Source organism: Altererythrobacter sp. KTW20L (genome assembly GCF_023501975.1).
Classification (GTDB): Bacteria; Pseudomonadota; Alphaproteobacteria; order Sphingomonadales; family Sphingomonadaceae; genus Alteraurantiacibacter.
In genome coordinates this window covers 76445-89850 of the sequence record NZ_JAMFLH010000007.1, presented here as the reverse complement: position 1 = coordinate 89850, position 13406 = coordinate 76445, and the positions used below count along the sequence as shown (strand labels likewise).

Sequence of the window (13406 nt, the reverse complement as noted above, 5' to 3'; positions counted from 1 at the left end):
AAAGGCCAAAATTTTGTGCGGACAAGCAGGCGATTTTTGCACCGTTCGCCTCGAATAATCGGGCACTCACCGCTAGGACGCTTCCATGCCGCAAATCCGCCGCCTTCCCGAGACGCTGATCAACCGCATTGCCGCAGGCGAAGTGGTCGAACGTCCGGCCTCTGCGCTGAAGGAACTGGTTGAAAACGCCATCGATGCCGGGGCCACCCGGATCGCGGTTTCGCTGGTCGACGGCGGGCTGACGCGGATCGAAGTAACGGACGACGGCTGTGGCATGGATCCCGCCCAGATGGAGCTGGCGCTGGAGCGCCATGCCACTTCGAAGCTGCCCGATGAAGCCATCGAGCAGGTCGCCACGCTCGGTTTCCGGGGCGAGGCCTTGCCGAGCATTGCCAGCGTCTCGCGCCTGACACTGGAATCCAGGCCCGGGGGTGCCGACCAGGGCTGGCGGCGCGTAGTTGATCATGGAGCCTTGGTGGAGGAAGGCCCAGCCGCCCTGCCGCCCGGCACCCGCGTGCGAATGGAGCAATTGTTTGCCCGCATTCCCGCCCGTCGAAAGTTCCTGCGCACCGACCGCAGCGAATATGCTGCCTGCCTCGACGTGGTCCGACGCCTTGCCATGGCGCGGCCCGATGTTGCCTTCACGCTCGACCATGGCGAGCGGCGGGTGCTGCAACTGCAGGCCGGGCAAAGCGTGGAGGAGCGCGTGGCCCAGGTTGTGGCCCGCGAGCTGGCGGGCAACGGCGTGGTGCTCGATATGGCGCGCGATGAAATGCGCCTCACCGGCGTGGCGGGCCTGCCGACCTACAACCGCGGCGTGGCCGATCACCAGTACCTGTTCGTCAATGGCCGCCCGGTGAAGGACCGTTTGCTGACCGGTGCGGTGCGCGGGGCCTATGCCGACATGCTGGCGCGCGACCGGCACGCGGTGCTGGCGCTCTTCCTCGACCTGCCCGGCGAGGATGTCGATGTGAACGTCCATCCGGCGAAAACCGAGGTGCGCTTCCGCGACAGCGCGGCGGTTCGGGGATTCATCGTGTCGGGTCTGCGTCAGGCGCTCTCGACCGGCGACCGGCGCAGTGCCCAGGCGCCCGACGGCGCGGCCATGGGGCGCTGGCAGGTTGAACCGCCTGCTCCGGAAGCTGCCCTGCGCTCGATCTTCGAGGGGCGCGACTGGTCGGCGCCACAGGCGCGGGTGGGGGACACTTCGCAATCATGGCGCGGACCCGATCGTGACGGTCTCGCCCTGCCACAAGGCCGTGCCGAACAGGCCGAGCCGCTTTCCGCCGATGCTATCGATCACCCGCTCGGCGTGGCGCGGGGGCAGGTGGCCAATACCTATATCGTGGCCGAAGCCGCCGATGGCCTGGTGATCGTGGACCAGCACGCCGCACACGAGCGCATCGTGCTGGAACGGCTGCGCGCCGCCGGAACGGCCGATACCGTTGCCGCCAGCCAGGCCCTGCTAATGCCCGACGTGGTCGAGCTTGACGAAACATCTTGCGACCGGCTGGAAGGGCAGGCGGACCACTTCGCCCGGCTCGGCCTGGTGGTGGAGAGGTTCGGCCCTGCCGCCATGCTGGTCCGCGCCATGCCTGCCGCGCTCCAAGGGGCCGATAGCCAGGTGCTGCTGCGTGACCTCGCCGACGATCTTGCCAGCCACGGCGATGCCTTGCTGCTGGGCGAGAAGATCGAACATGTGCTAGCTACGATGGCGTGCCATGGATCGGTTCGGGCAGGTCGTGCGTTGGGGGTGGCGGAGATGAACGCTCTACTGCGAGAAATGGAACGAACTCCGCGATCCGGGCAATGCAACCACGGAAGGCCGACTTGGGTGAAACTGTCGATGGCCGATGTCGAAAAACTGTTCGGGAGGCACTGATGCGAATTGCTTTGTGGATGGTGCCGCCCCTGCTGCTGGCTGGTTGCGCCGAGGAAATTTCCCCGCAGGAGCAGGAGATGCGCGATGCCCAGGCCGTCGCTGCGCTCGAACGCGCCAATTCCGTGCAGCCTCCGCTGACCGAAGTTGTGCCCGAGACAATCGAGGCCGAGGACGTGGAGCGGTATGACATCAAGGGGGCGTCATGCTCCTATGCGCCGGGCACCAGCCTGGGCGTGCGGGTGGTGGCGCGGCAGGCCGATGCCTTCATGAAGGTCGATGGGGAAGTGCTGCGCTTCGCTTCCGATCCGGGCGCCCGGGCCCTGCCGATGGAAACGCGATCGCTATACAACGGCCGGAGCTACTCGCTGCGGCTGGAACTGGCGAACGAGGATGCAGCACCGGCGGCTGGAACACGGATGGAAGGCACGATCACCCTGCGCGACCGGTGGGAAAGGGTGGTTTACAGTGGCAGCGGCCAGGTGACTTGCACCTCGGGCCGTGCGGAACCCGAACTGGAGACTGAAACAGAAGACCTTAGCGAAGCCGTTTGACGTAAACCGCGTCGTCGCGTCGCTCGACCTGGAACTGCTGGCCGCAGGCTTCGATCAGGTCCACCAGCCGCCGGTAGCCAAAATTGCGCACATCGAAGCTGGACCGGTTGTTGGCGATCTTGCCCATCTCGCCCAGCTGGGCAAAGCCCTGCGCATCGCGGCGCGAGGCTTTCCATGCCGCACCCAGCAGGTCGATCACTTCCTGGTCCACCGGGGTCTTCGCGCTCGGCTTTCGACGGCTTGAGCGCGGGGCCTCGTTTTCCTCCTCGCCGTCCGTTTCGACCTCTTCGTTCGACGAGGCCGAGGCGATCAGCGCGTCCACTTCGATGAAGCGGGTGCAGGCGGTGCGGAAGGCTTCGGGAGTCTTGCTGTCACCGAAACCATAAACGGTGATCCCGTCCTGCCTGAGGCGGGTGGCCAGCGGGGTGAAATCGCTGTCCGAACTCATGATCCCGAACCCGTCCACCTTGCCATCGTAGAGTAGGTCGATGGCATCGATCGTCATCGCCATGTCGGTGGCATTCTTGCCGCGCGTCATGTCGAACTGCTGCACCGGCTGCAGGCCATAGCGGTGGGTGTGCTTGCTCCAGTTGGTGAGGCCGGGCTTGGCCCAGTTGCCATAAGCGCGGCGGATATTGACCTGCCCCAGTTCGGCCAGCACCGTCAGTACCGGGTCGATCCCTTCGGCCTTCACGTTATCCGCGTCGATCAGCAGGGCGATGTTTTTCAGGCGATTGTCCATCGCGCCTTCATGGCGGGCAGATTCTCTCTGCGCAAGTCAGGCGGCGGGCTGGAAGTCCCCGGTTTCTTCGTCGAGCAAGTGGAGCAGGCCGTCCGAAATGGCGAAGAAAGCGCCGGTCAGTTTCAAATCGCCGCGACCTTCCTTGGCCTGGACGCAGGGGAATGTGCGCAGGTTTGCCAGGCTGACCTTCACGCCCGCCTGTTCCATCGCGCGTTCTGCCGGACGACCGCTGGTGCCATGTTCAGCGGCCACCTGCTCGCGGGCTTCATCCAGCAGGCTGATCCAGTCGGCGACGAAGCCGCCGCGCCCTGGCTCGCAACCCAGCATCGATTGCGTCAGAGCCGCCTGGCAACCGCCGCACATGGCATGGCCCAGGACCACGATCTGGCTGACTCGCAGGAACTGCACGGCAAATTCCAGTGCCGCCGACACGCCGTGGTGGCCCGGTGTTTCCTCGAACGGCGGAACCAGCGCGGCGACATTGCGCACCACGAAGATCTCGCCCGGGTTGACGTCGAAGATTTGCGAAGGATCGACCCTGCTGTCTGAACAGGCGATCACCATGACCTTGGGCTGCTGGCCGATGCTCAGTGTTTCCCACCGCTCGCGTTCGGGCTGCCAGCCGTGGTCGCGGAAGCGGCGATAGCCATCGAGCAGGTATTCGAGACCAGGGGAATCGTCATCTATTGCTTTGGACATGGGCGCCCATTTGCCCCGCGCCATTGCCTCTGGCAAGGCACGGCCCTAAGTGGACCGGCATGAACGACCTCTCATCCGCACCGCGGCAGCGCAAGCCTGACTGGATTCGCGTGAAGGCCCCGGTCAGCAAGGGCTATCACGAGACGCGGCAGATGATGCGCGATCTCAACCTCAATACCGTGTGTGAAGAGGCGGCCTGTCCGAACATCGGCGAATGCTGGTCGAAGAAGCACGCCACGGTGATGATCCTGGGCGATGTCTGCACTCGGGCCTGCGCCTTTTGTAATGTCAAAACCGGCATGCCGCGCAAGGTCGATCCGCTGGAGCCCGAACACGTTGCCACGGCAGCGGCGAAAATGGGCCTGGAACACATCGTCATCACCAGTGTGGATCGCGATGACCTGCCGGATGGCGGGGCGGGGCAGTTCGTCAAGGTGATCGAGGCGATCCGGCGCGAGGCTCCCGGCACCACGATCGAGATCCTGACGCCCGATTTCCGCGGCCGCATGCGCGAGGCTGTGGAGGCAATTTGTGCTGCCGGACCCGATGTTTATAACCACAACCTTGAAACTGTGCCAAGGCTTTACCCGACGATCCGGCCCGGTGCGCGCTATTACAACTCGCTGCGGCTGCTGGAAGAGGTCAAGCGCCACAATCCACTGATCTTCACCAAGTCGGGCGTGATGCTGGGGCTGGGCGAGGAGCGGCTTGAAGTCCACCAGGTAATGGACGACATGCGCTGCGCCGATGTCGATTTCATCACCATGGGCCAGTACCTGCAACCCACGCCAAAGCACACGCCGGTGATGGATTTCGTCACCCCGCAGGTGTTCGATGCCTATGGCGCGGTGGCGCGAGCCAAGGGTTTCCTGCAGGTCGCCGCAACGCCGCTGACCCGTTCCAGCTATCACGCGGGCGACGATTTCGCCCAGATGAAAGCCGCGCGCGAAGCGAAGCTGGCCCAACGAACGGCAAAGCAGTCCAGCTGATGCCGGCAATCCGCGAAATCCGTCACCTGCCCTATACGGCAGAGCAGATGTTCGACCTGGTGGCCGATGTTGGCTCCTACCCTGAATTCCTGCCCTGGGTTGTCGCCACCCGCGTGCGCAACCGCACGGACGAGGCGCTGGAAGCCGACATGCTGGTGGGGTTCAAGGCCATCCGCGAGAAGTTCACCAGCCGGGTCGAATTGAACCGGCCCAGTGCCTTGTGGGTCCATTACATTGATGGCCCCTTGCGCGATCTCGATAACCGCTGGACTTTCACCCCTGCCGACGATGGCGGTTGCGAGATTACCTTCGCCGTGGATTTCGCCTTCAAGAACATGATGTTCGAGGCACTGGCGGGGCAATATATCGACCGCGCCTTCCGCAAGATGGTGGCCGCGTTCGAGGAACGGGCGCAGGAGCTTTACGGCAGCAACAGTTCCAGCGCGCACAGCGTGGCCTGAAGCCTGACGCCCGACCGGGTGGTTTCGGCAAATACCCGGTTCTCGGCAGTCGGCTTGTCCTCCCCGCGCACCAGCCGCGCGAAGACCACGGTGCCCACCGGCTTTTCCTCAGTTCCCCCATCAGGCCCGGCAACGCCGCTGATCGCCACGGCCACGTCGGCATCGGGGCAGCGGGCCAGAGCCCCCTGGGCCATGGCATAGACGCAGGCGACCGAGACTGCGCCGAAGGTTTCGATGATGTCATCCGACACGCCGAGGCAGTCGTGCTTGGCCTTGTTGGAATAGGTGACATAGCCCCGGTCGAGCACGGCGGAACTGCCGGGAACCTCGGTCAGTGCGGCGGCGACAAGGCCCCCGGTGCAGCTTTCCGCCAGCACGATGCGCCGCCCCGCCGCGCGGTTCTCCTCCACCACGCGGGCGGCGAGTTCGACAATTTCGGCGGGGAGGACATCGGGCATTAGCGGGCGGCTCCATATGGTGTGGCAGCATCGGCCTCGCGCGCCTGGACATAGGCATAGGCTGCCAGGTCGGCGAGGTTTTCGGGCGGCAGCGGTTCGAGCAGGGCCAGCACGCGATCAATCCGTTCGCACTGGTCGGCCTCGACCCGGGTGGTGACCATGCCGGCGACCATCTCGTTGACGAAGGGGCGCAGCGAATCCGCCGGCATTCCGGCCAGCACCTCGCCCATCGCCGGATTGCCGCGGGCAGCAACCCGCGCGATCATCCGCCCGGCAGCGGGCCAGGCCGCTTCGGACGTCTGCGTCAGGCGACGGTGCAGGGCATCGCCGCTGCGGTACATATAGGCATCGGCATCCAGCACAGTGTTGCACTTGGTCTGGAGGCTGCGGAAGGCGGTGGGCATGGCGAGGCGGGCGAGGGTAGCCATTTCATCTTCGCTGAGATCGACCCCGGCAGGAAGCTGGGCCGCTGCCGGAACAGCAGAAACGGCGGCGATACAGGCCAGCGGAGCGGCAAGAAGCATTTTCAAACGCATCGAAGGATCCTTCAGTTGGCCACCAGAGTCGCGACGGCCTGGGCCGCTATACCTTCGCCGCGTCCGGTGAAGCCGAGCATTTCGGTGGTGGTGGCCTTTATATTGACCTGTTCCGCCTGAACCCCCAGCAACATGGCCACGTTCCCGCGCATGGCATCGCGGTGCGGCCCGATCTTCGGCGCCTCGCAGATCAGCGTGATATCAACATTCCCGATCCGGTAGCCGCGCATGGCTGCCAGAGCCACGGCATGTTCGACGAATTTCGCCGAGGGCGCGCCGCGCCATTGCGGATCGCTGGGCGGGAAATGCTGGCCAATATCGCCTTCACCCGCTGCACCCAGGATCGCATCGACCAGCGCATGGAGCGCCACGTCGGCATCGGAATGGCCGACCAGCCCCCTGTCATGCGCGATCTTCACGCCGCACAGCCACAGTTCCTCGCCTGCGCCAAGGCGGTGGACATCGAAACCTGTTCCTGTGCGGATCATCTGGGCCTCTTGCAGGAAGTCTGTGGCAAAAGTGAGCTTGTGCAGCCGTTCGTCGCCTTCCACCAGCGTCACCGTCAGACCAGCCGCTTGCGCAACCTGCGCATCGTCGCCCGCCTCAAGGGGGCCCTGCCAGCCACGGTGGGCGGCAAGGATTGCCTGATATCCGAAGCATTGCGGTGTCTGCACACGCCGCAGTGCCCCTCGATCGGCTTTGTCCTCCATGAAGGAGCCGCGAGCGCTGATCATCGAATCCACTACCGGCAACACGGGAATCGAGCCGGGGGCATCGCGCAAGGCCTCGACCAGTCGCTCGATCACTTCGGGCGGACAGTCTGGCCTCGCCGCATCGTGGATGAGGACCACATCAGGTGCCGCCAGTTCCAGAGCAAGGAGCGCAGCGCGAACCGATTCCTGCCGCGTTTGCCCCCCGGTCACCAGCACGAACGGCTCCAATCCCGCCAGCATCTCCGCTACAAGTTCGTCGGCTCCCTCTGGGGTGGCGACGCACAGCAGCTCCACACCGCCCGCCCGCAGGCTTTCCGCTGCATGGCGCAGTACCGGCTTGCCGCGCCACAGGGCAAACTGCTTGGGCAGCGGCTGCCCGGCGCGCAGGCCCTGTCCGGCAGCGACGATGATCGCGGCCAGCCGGGTCGTGCCGTGGGTTGGGGCTTGCGACATAGGCTCGCCCGCTAGACGCTTGCGGCCACCCTCGCAATCCACTATGCGCTGCCCAATATTTAGGCACATCATGACACAGACCCCGCTTCCTCTCCCTCCGGCGCTGACGCCCATTGCCATCGGTCCGGTGGAAATCGCCTGTCCGGTCGTGCTCGCGCCGATGACCGGGGTGACCGACCTGCCGTTCCGCCGCCTGGTGCGCAGCTTTGGTTCCGGTCTCAACGTGACCGAGATGATCGCCAGCGAGGCGGCGATCCGCGAAACCCGCCAGTCGGTCCAGAAGGCCGAATGGGACCAGATCGAAGATCCGGTGTCGATGCAGCTAGTCGGCTGCGACCCGCATTCCATGGCCGAAGCCGCCAAAATGCAGGAGCAGAACGGCGCGGCGATCATCGACATCAACTTCGGCTGCCCGGTGCGCAAGGTTACCGGCCAGTTCGCCGGCAGCGCGCTGATGCGGGAAGTGCCACTGGCGGTGAAGCTGATGGTAGCGACGGTGAAGGCTGTGTCCGTGCCCGTCACCGTCAAGATGCGGATGGGCTGGGACCACGACTGTCTCAACGCGCCGGAACTGGCGAAAATCGCCGAAGACCTCGGCGTCAAGATGATCACCGTCCACGGCCGAACCCGCAACCAGATGTACAAAGGCAGCGCTGACTGGGCCTTCGTGCGCAAGGTGAAGGATGCCGTGTCGATCCCCGTCATCGTCAACGGCGATATCTGTACCATAGACGATGCGGCAAAGGCGCTGGAGCAATCGGGCGCCGATGGCCTGATGATCGGGCGCGGGGCCTATGGCCGACCGTGGCTGCTGGCGCAGGTCATGCACTGGTGGCGCACCGGCACCATGCTGGATGCACCCGGGTATGACCAGCAGTACGAGGTACTGACCAGTCACTACCGCGCCATGCTGGACCATTATGGCGAATTCAGCGGCACCAAGATCGCCCGCAAGCACTTGGGCTGGTACACCAAGGGGATGCACGGCTCTGCCGATTTCCGCAACAAAGCCAATTTTATCGACGATCCCAAAGTCGTGCTGGACGAGATCGAGCGGTTCTATACCCCGTTCCTGCGGCGCCAGGCTGCGTGACAAAATCCGGCGGGGCCATTCCGGCGGGCGAGGCCATACCGGGGGCGGCTGACCAGATCGCCGGGCTGACCTTTGCCATGATGGTGGTATCGCCGGACCTCGTGGTCCACTCGGTCAATCCCGCTGCGGAAAGCCTGCTCGGACGCAGCGCCAAGCGATTGGTCGGGCGCGATGCCACAACCATCCTCGATTTCGGCGAACCGCATATCGGCGAGCGGATGCGGCGCGGCGAGGAGCAACTGATCGCCCGCGGCCTGCCGATGAAGGTTGGAGACAAAAACGTGTCGATCAACCTCACCATCTCGCCCTTGCAGACTCATCCGGGCTGGCGGGTGGTGACGCTGTCCGACAGTGGGCAGGGCGAGCGGTTCGGCGACGAGGAACGGCGCACCTCCCTGCGTGGACCCGCCGTGCTGGCGCACGAGATCAAGAACCCGCTGGCCGCCATCCGTGGTGCGGCGCAACTGGTGGCCCGCCAGATCGACGACAAGCACCGCCACCTGACCAGCCTTATCACCGACGAGGTGGACCGCATCGCCCAACTCATCGACCGGATGCAGCGCCTCGGCCGTGAACGCAGCGAGCCGGTGGGGCCGCTGAACCTCCACGAAGCGATCCACCGCGCGCTCGACACGGTGCGCGCCGCATCCGACCATCCGATCCGCATCCGCGAGGAGTTCGACCCCTCGCTGCCACCGGTCCTCGCCAACGAGGGCGCGCTGGTGCAGGTGCTGATCAACCTGCTGGCCAATGCCCGCGATGCCTGCGCAGGGCGGCAGGATCCGCAGGTGATCATCCGCACCCGGTTCGTCAGCGGGCTGGTGATGAACGTTATCCGCCTTGGCCGCCCGGTGAAGCTGCCCATCGAAATACAGGTGAGCGACAACGGCCCGGGTATCGATCCCATGGTCGAAGCCAATATGTTCGAGCCCTTCGTCTCCTCCAAGCCCAACGGGCAGGGGCTGGGGCTGGCGCTGGTGCAGAAGCTGGTGCGCGACATGGACGGGCGCATCAGCCACGAGCGTGAGGATTCGACCAGCGAAGCCGGAAGCTGGACGCATTTTCGCGTGCACCTGCCGATGGCGAAATAGGGGACGGCGATAATGGCGAGACGCGCACTGCTGGTCGAAGACGACGCCTCCATCGCGATGGTCATCACCGCCGCGCTGGAGGACGAGGCCTTCACCGTCGATCGCTGCGACCGGATTACCGACCGTGACCGGCTGCTGGCGGTCAATGACTATGACGTGATGCTGACCGACGTGATCCTGCTCGATGGCGACGGGATCGAAACGCTGGGCAAGGTGACCACCGCCCACCCGGCCATGCCGATCATCATCCTGTCGGCGCAGAATACCCTCGATACGGCGGTTCGTGCCAGCGATACCGGTGCCTTCGAGTATTTCCCCAAGCCGTTCGACCTCGATGAACTGGTGCGCGCGGCGTGCCAGGCGGCGGATTCGCATGGCGACGCGGGCGAGGAGGAAGCCGATCCGGGCGAGGGCTTGCCGCTGATCGGGCGCAGCCAGCCGATGCAGGACGTCTATCGCATGATCACGCGCGTCCTGCGCAATGACCTCACCGTGCTGATCCTGGGCGAAAGCGGCACCGGCAAGGAGCTGGTGGCCGAAGCGATCCACCAGCTCGGTTCTCGCAGATCAGGCCCGTTCGTGGCGGTCAACACCGCCGCCATCCCGCGCGAGCTGATCGAAAGCGAGCTGTTCGGCCACGAGAAGGGGGCCTTCACCGGCGCCACCAGCCGCAATATCGGCAAGTTCGAGCAGGCCAATGAGGGCACCCTGTTCCTCGACGAAATCGGCGACATGCCGCCCGAAGCCCAGACCCGCCTCCTGCGTGCGCTGCAATCGGGGCGGATCCGGCGCGTTGGCGGTGAGCAGGAAATCGCCATCGACGTGCGCATCATCGCTGCCACCAACCGCAACCTGGAACCCATGATCGCCGCCGGATCGTTTCGCGAAGACTTGTTCTACCGCCTCAACGTGGTGCCGATCCAGTTGCCGCCGCTGCGGGACCGGACGGGTGATATCGAACCCCTGGCCCGCCATTTCCTGCGTCGCGCGGTCAAGGAAGGCCTGCCGCAGCGCCGTCTGTCGAAAGCGGCGGCCGACATGCTGTCGCGCCAGCCGTGGCGCGGAAACGTTCGCGAATTGCGCAATTTCATGTTCCGCGCCGCCCTGCTGGCGCGCGAGGAGGAGATCGACACCGGCACGATCGAGACCCTCCTTAACAGTGCTTCTGTGGAGAATGCCGTCACGATCGATGGCAATATCGACGCATTGGTTGCTGCCTGGCTGCCAGGTGCGGGCCTGCCCGATGGCGATCTGTACCACCGCGCGCTGGCCGTGCTGGAAAGGCCCTTGTTCGAATACGCGCTGTCGCGAACCGGCGGCAACCAGCTGCGCGCGGCGCAACTGCTCGGCATCAACCGCAACACTCTCAGGAAGCGCCTGGGCGAGCTGGACATCGACCCTGAACGCTTCTCATCGTGACAAGTTCGGTCACTCGTCACAAAAGCCTTGCGTGAAGGCAACACTGGCGTTGTAAGCTTGCAACGTGAGTCTGTCCGAGCCCCAAGCCCGAAACGAACATGTGGCACGCCGCCTTCCACGCTGGTGGCGGCGTTCGCAGCTGACGGCGCGGCGGGTCAACCTGTTCGCCTGGCTCGAAGCGCTTTGTGCAATTGCGCTGGTGACCATGCTCACCATTTCGTACCTGTCGCTGTCGGGGATGGACGATCCCAGCGAAATGGTGCCTTCGGCCCAGGCCGCCGCCATGCTGGTGGGCACACTGATCCCAGCGCTCGGCCTGATCGTGCTGTGGGGCCGGCGCATCGCCATCAGGCGTGCAGGGGGCACCACGGCGCGGCTGCACGTCAACCTGGTGTTCTTCTTCTCGCTGATCGCGGCCATTCCTACCTTGTTCGTCGCGGTGTTCGCCTCGCTGCTGTTCCAGTCCGGCGTGGAATTCTGGTTTTCCGACCAGCAACGCGGCATCCTGGAAAATGCCAATTCTTTGGCGCGCGGCTACTATGACGAAAACCAGCGGGACGTGGGCGACAATACCGTGACGATGGCCAGCGACCTGCGTTTCGTGCTGGAGCGGGTACCGATGTCTGGCCCGGAGTTCATCGATAATTACTTCCTGCAGACATACAACCGTGGGCTCCGCGAAAGCGCAATCCTGGCGCAGGCCTCGGACGGGCAGATGCGCATTGTTGCCATGGTCGATCCGGACGACGACACGACGCGCGAACGCATCTCGTCTGGTGCCCTTACCCGGTTACAAGCGGGCGAGCTCGTGGTGACCGATGCGACTGCGGAGCGGACGGAAGCGGTAACCGTGCTGGATGAGGAGGCAGGCCTCTATCTTTACGCCGCTCGAAATTCGGACCCGGAAGCCGTGGCCCAATGGGAGCGGGCGCAAAGCGTCGTCGCTTCCTATGCCGATCTGACCCAGCGCGCCCGCGTGCTGCAACTGCGCTTCAACCTGTCCCTGTTCGGCATCGCGCTAGCACTGGTCGGGCTGTCGGTCTGGGCGGCGCTGCGCTTTGCCGACCGGCAGGTGAAGCCGCTGGCCGAACTGGTCAATGTCGCGCGCGAAATCGGCGCAGGCAACTATGCCACGCGCGTGACGGGCCGCACCGGGCCTGACGAGATCGGCCTGCTCAACCGTGCCTTCAACCGGATGAGCGCGCAGATCGAAACACAGACCGCCGCGCTCATCGGGGCCAACCGCCAGCTGGGCGAACGGCGCGCCTTTATCGAGGCCGTGCTGCAATCCATCACCGCCGGGATTGTCTCCATCGATCGCGAGGGCAGGGTGCTGCTGATGAACAGCTCGGCCCAGACCCTGTTGTTGGCCGAACCGGGCCCTACTCCAGTCGGCGAGGCCCTGCAGGAAATATCGCCTGAACTGAGCGCTTTCCTCGCCAGGGAGACCGAGAGCGGGCTGGTGCAGTACAGCAAGGAGGGCGAGCTGCTGACACTGGCGGTCAAGGTCTCTCCGGCGGCTGAGGGCCGGGTGATTACCTTTGAGGACATCACCCGCCAGCTGCTCGACCAGCGGCAGGCCGCCTGGTCCGACGTCGCCCGCCGCATCGCCCACGAGATCAAGAACCCGCTCACCCCGATCCAGCTTGCCGCCGACCGGTTGAAGCGCCGCTATGGCAAGCAGATCGAAAAGGATGCCGAGCTGTTCGACGAACTGACCGGCACGATCATCCGGCAGGTAGGTGATTTGCGCAAGATGGTGGACGAATTCTCCAGCTTCGCCCGTCTGCCCAAGCCGGTGTTTCGGCAGGAAGACGCAGTAGATCTGGTGCGCCAGGCCCTGTTCCTGCAGGAGGTGGCCAACCCGCAGATCACCTATGCCTTCAGCGCCGCGCCCGATGTGCCTCGCATCGAATGCGATCGCCACCAGTTCGGCCAAGCCATGACCAACGTGCTCAAGAACGCCGCCGAAGCCATCGAGGCCCGTCAGCGCGATGCCGAGCCCGACTATCGCGGGCGGGTCGGCGTGTCGGTGACCGCCGATGACCGGCAGCTTTGCGTGCGCGTATCGGACAACGGCATCGGCCTTCCCGGCGGCAACGAGAACATCATGGAACCCTATGTCACCACCCGCGAGAAGGGCACGGGCCTTGGCCTCGCGATCGTCAAGAAGATCGTCGAGGAGCATGGCGGCGAGCTCGCCTTCCAGCCAGCGGACGAGGGCGGGGCCGTGGCCACAATGCGCTTCGCCTTTCATCCCGGCCGCCTCGAAAGCGGAACCCAGGGTGACAGCGAGGCGGCAGAATGAAACTGGAGTAC

General features: G+C 64.9%; 13 protein-coding genes. 8 read left to right on the top strand and 5 right to left on the bottom strand.

Annotated features, from left to right (window positions below; genetic code table 11):
- The first annotated feature begins 85 nt into the window (after nt 1-85).
- Both mutL and M3P36_RS08615 read left to right on the top strand, forming a co-directional pair.
- Nucleotides 86-1882, top strand: coding sequence for a DNA mismatch repair endonuclease MutL (gene mutL, locus M3P36_RS08620; RefSeq protein WP_249702850.1), 1797 nt, complete (start codon nt 86-88; stop codon nt 1880-1882).
- Entirely contained in the window at nt 1882-2433 is a 552-nt protein-coding gene (locus M3P36_RS08615; protein ID WP_249702849.1) for a hypothetical protein, read from the top strand. Before mutL ends, M3P36_RS08615 begins: the two co-directional genes overlap by 1 nt.
- Here the strand turns inward: M3P36_RS08615 and M3P36_RS08610 are convergent.
- Entirely contained in the window at nt 2417-3175 is a 759-nt protein-coding gene (locus tag M3P36_RS08610; protein ID WP_249702848.1) for an NYN domain-containing protein, read from the bottom strand. The two genes, M3P36_RS08615 and M3P36_RS08610, sit on opposite strands and share 17 nt — an antisense overlap.
- A 36-nt stretch (nt 3176-3211) precedes the next feature.
- The gene (locus M3P36_RS08605; RefSeq protein WP_249702847.1) at nt 3212-3874 is read right to left on the bottom strand and encodes a carbonic anhydrase; all 663 of its coding nucleotides are present in this window, start codon (nt 3872-3874) and stop codon (nt 3212-3214) included.
- A gap of 59 nt (nt 3875-3933) precedes the next feature.
- Between M3P36_RS08605 and lipA the strand changes: the two genes are divergently transcribed.
- A complete protein-coding gene (gene lipA, locus M3P36_RS08600; protein WP_249702846.1) occupies nt 3934-4863 on the top strand; it encodes a lipoyl synthase in 930 nt (309 codons plus the stop codon).
- Nucleotides 4863-5324: a type II toxin-antitoxin system RatA family toxin gene (locus M3P36_RS08595; protein WP_249702845.1), complete on the top strand. Its 462-nt coding sequence runs from the start codon at nt 4863-4865 to the stop codon at nt 5322-5324. Before lipA ends, M3P36_RS08595 begins: the two co-directional genes overlap by 1 nt.
- Here the strand turns inward: M3P36_RS08595 and M3P36_RS08590 are convergent.
- Genes M3P36_RS08590 through M3P36_RS08580 form a run of 3 tightly spaced genes read right to left on the bottom strand, consistent with a single transcriptional unit; the run spans nt 5285 to nt 7484 of the window.
- Entirely contained in the window at nt 5285-5782 is a 498-nt protein-coding gene (locus M3P36_RS08590; RefSeq protein ID WP_249702844.1) for a CinA family protein, read from the bottom strand. The two genes, M3P36_RS08595 and M3P36_RS08590, sit on opposite strands and share 40 nt — an antisense overlap.
- Nucleotides 5782-6318, bottom strand: a complete 537-nt coding sequence (locus M3P36_RS08585; RefSeq protein ID WP_249702843.1) for a hypothetical protein — start codon at nt 6316-6318, stop codon at nt 5782-5784. Before M3P36_RS08585 ends, M3P36_RS08590 begins: the two co-directional genes overlap by 1 nt.
- An 11-nt stretch (nt 6319-6329) precedes the next feature.
- A complete protein-coding gene (locus tag M3P36_RS08580) occupies nt 6330-7484 on the bottom strand; it encodes a bifunctional 2-C-methyl-D-erythritol 4-phosphate cytidylyltransferase/2-C-methyl-D-erythritol 2,4-cyclodiphosphate synthase (RefSeq protein ID WP_249702842.1) in 1155 nt (384 codons plus the stop codon).
- Nucleotides 7485-7554: 70 nt separating this feature from the next.
- On the opposite strand from M3P36_RS08580, the gene dusB reads away from it, so the two are divergent.
- The 4 genes from dusB (at nt 7555) to M3P36_RS08560 (ending at nt 13395) form a co-directional block, all read left to right on the top strand.
- Entirely contained in the window at nt 7555-8577 is a 1023-nt protein-coding gene (gene dusB / locus M3P36_RS08575) for a tRNA dihydrouridine synthase DusB (protein WP_249702841.1), read from the top strand.
- Nucleotides 8574-9668, top strand: a complete 1095-nt coding sequence (locus M3P36_RS08570) for a two-component system sensor histidine kinase NtrB (RefSeq protein WP_249702840.1) — start codon at nt 8574-8576, stop codon at nt 9666-9668. The genes dusB and M3P36_RS08570 overlap by 4 nt, the downstream gene beginning before the upstream one ends.
- Before the next feature lie 12 nt (nt 9669-9680).
- Entirely contained in the window at nt 9681-11087 is a 1407-nt protein-coding gene (locus M3P36_RS08565; RefSeq protein ID WP_249702839.1) for a sigma-54-dependent transcriptional regulator, read from the top strand.
- A gap of 100 nt (nt 11088-11187) precedes the next feature.
- On the top strand, nt 11188-13395 hold the full coding sequence (locus tag M3P36_RS08560; RefSeq protein WP_249702838.1) for a sensor histidine kinase: 2208 nt from the start codon (nt 11188-11190) through the stop codon (nt 13393-13395).
- Nucleotides 13396-13406: the final 11 nt, after the last annotated feature.

Excerpts from the sequence above, each read along its gene's own strand:
- lipA (WP_249702846.1), top strand. The coding sequence starts at position 3,934 with ATGAACGACCTCTCATCCGCACCGCGGCAGCGCAAGCCTGACTGGATT.
- M3P36_RS08615 (WP_249702849.1), top strand. The coding sequence starts at position 1,882 with ATGCGAATTGCTTTGTGGATGGTGCCGCCCCTGCTGCTGGCTGGTTGC.
- M3P36_RS08595 (WP_249702845.1), top strand. The coding sequence starts at position 4,863 with ATGCCGGCAATCCGCGAAATCCGTCACCTGCCCTATACGGCAGAGCAG.
- M3P36_RS08605 (WP_249702847.1), bottom strand. The coding sequence starts at position 3,874 with ATGTCCAAAGCAATAGATGACGATTCCCCTGGTCTCGAATACCTGCTC.
- dusB (WP_249702841.1), top strand. The coding sequence starts at position 7,555 with ATGACACAGACCCCGCTTCCTCTCCCTCCGGCGCTGACGCCCATTGCC.
- M3P36_RS08590 (WP_249702844.1), bottom strand. The coding sequence starts at position 5,782 with ATGCCCGATGTCCTCCCCGCCGAAATTGTCGAACTCGCCGCCCGCGTG.
- M3P36_RS08565 (WP_249702839.1), top strand. The coding sequence starts at position 9,681 with ATGGCGAGACGCGCACTGCTGGTCGAAGACGACGCCTCCATCGCGATG.
- mutL (WP_249702850.1), top strand. The coding sequence starts at position 86 with ATGCCGCAAATCCGCCGCCTTCCCGAGACGCTGATCAACCGCATTGCC.
- M3P36_RS08580 (WP_249702842.1), bottom strand. The coding sequence starts at position 7,484 with ATGTCGCAAGCCCCAACCCACGGCACGACCCGGCTGGCCGCGATCATC.
- M3P36_RS08610 (WP_249702848.1), bottom strand. The coding sequence starts at position 3,175 with ATGGACAATCGCCTGAAAAACATCGCCCTGCTGATCGACGCGGATAAC.
- M3P36_RS08585 (WP_249702843.1), bottom strand. The coding sequence starts at position 6,318 with ATGCGTTTGAAAATGCTTCTTGCCGCTCCGCTGGCCTGTATCGCCGCC.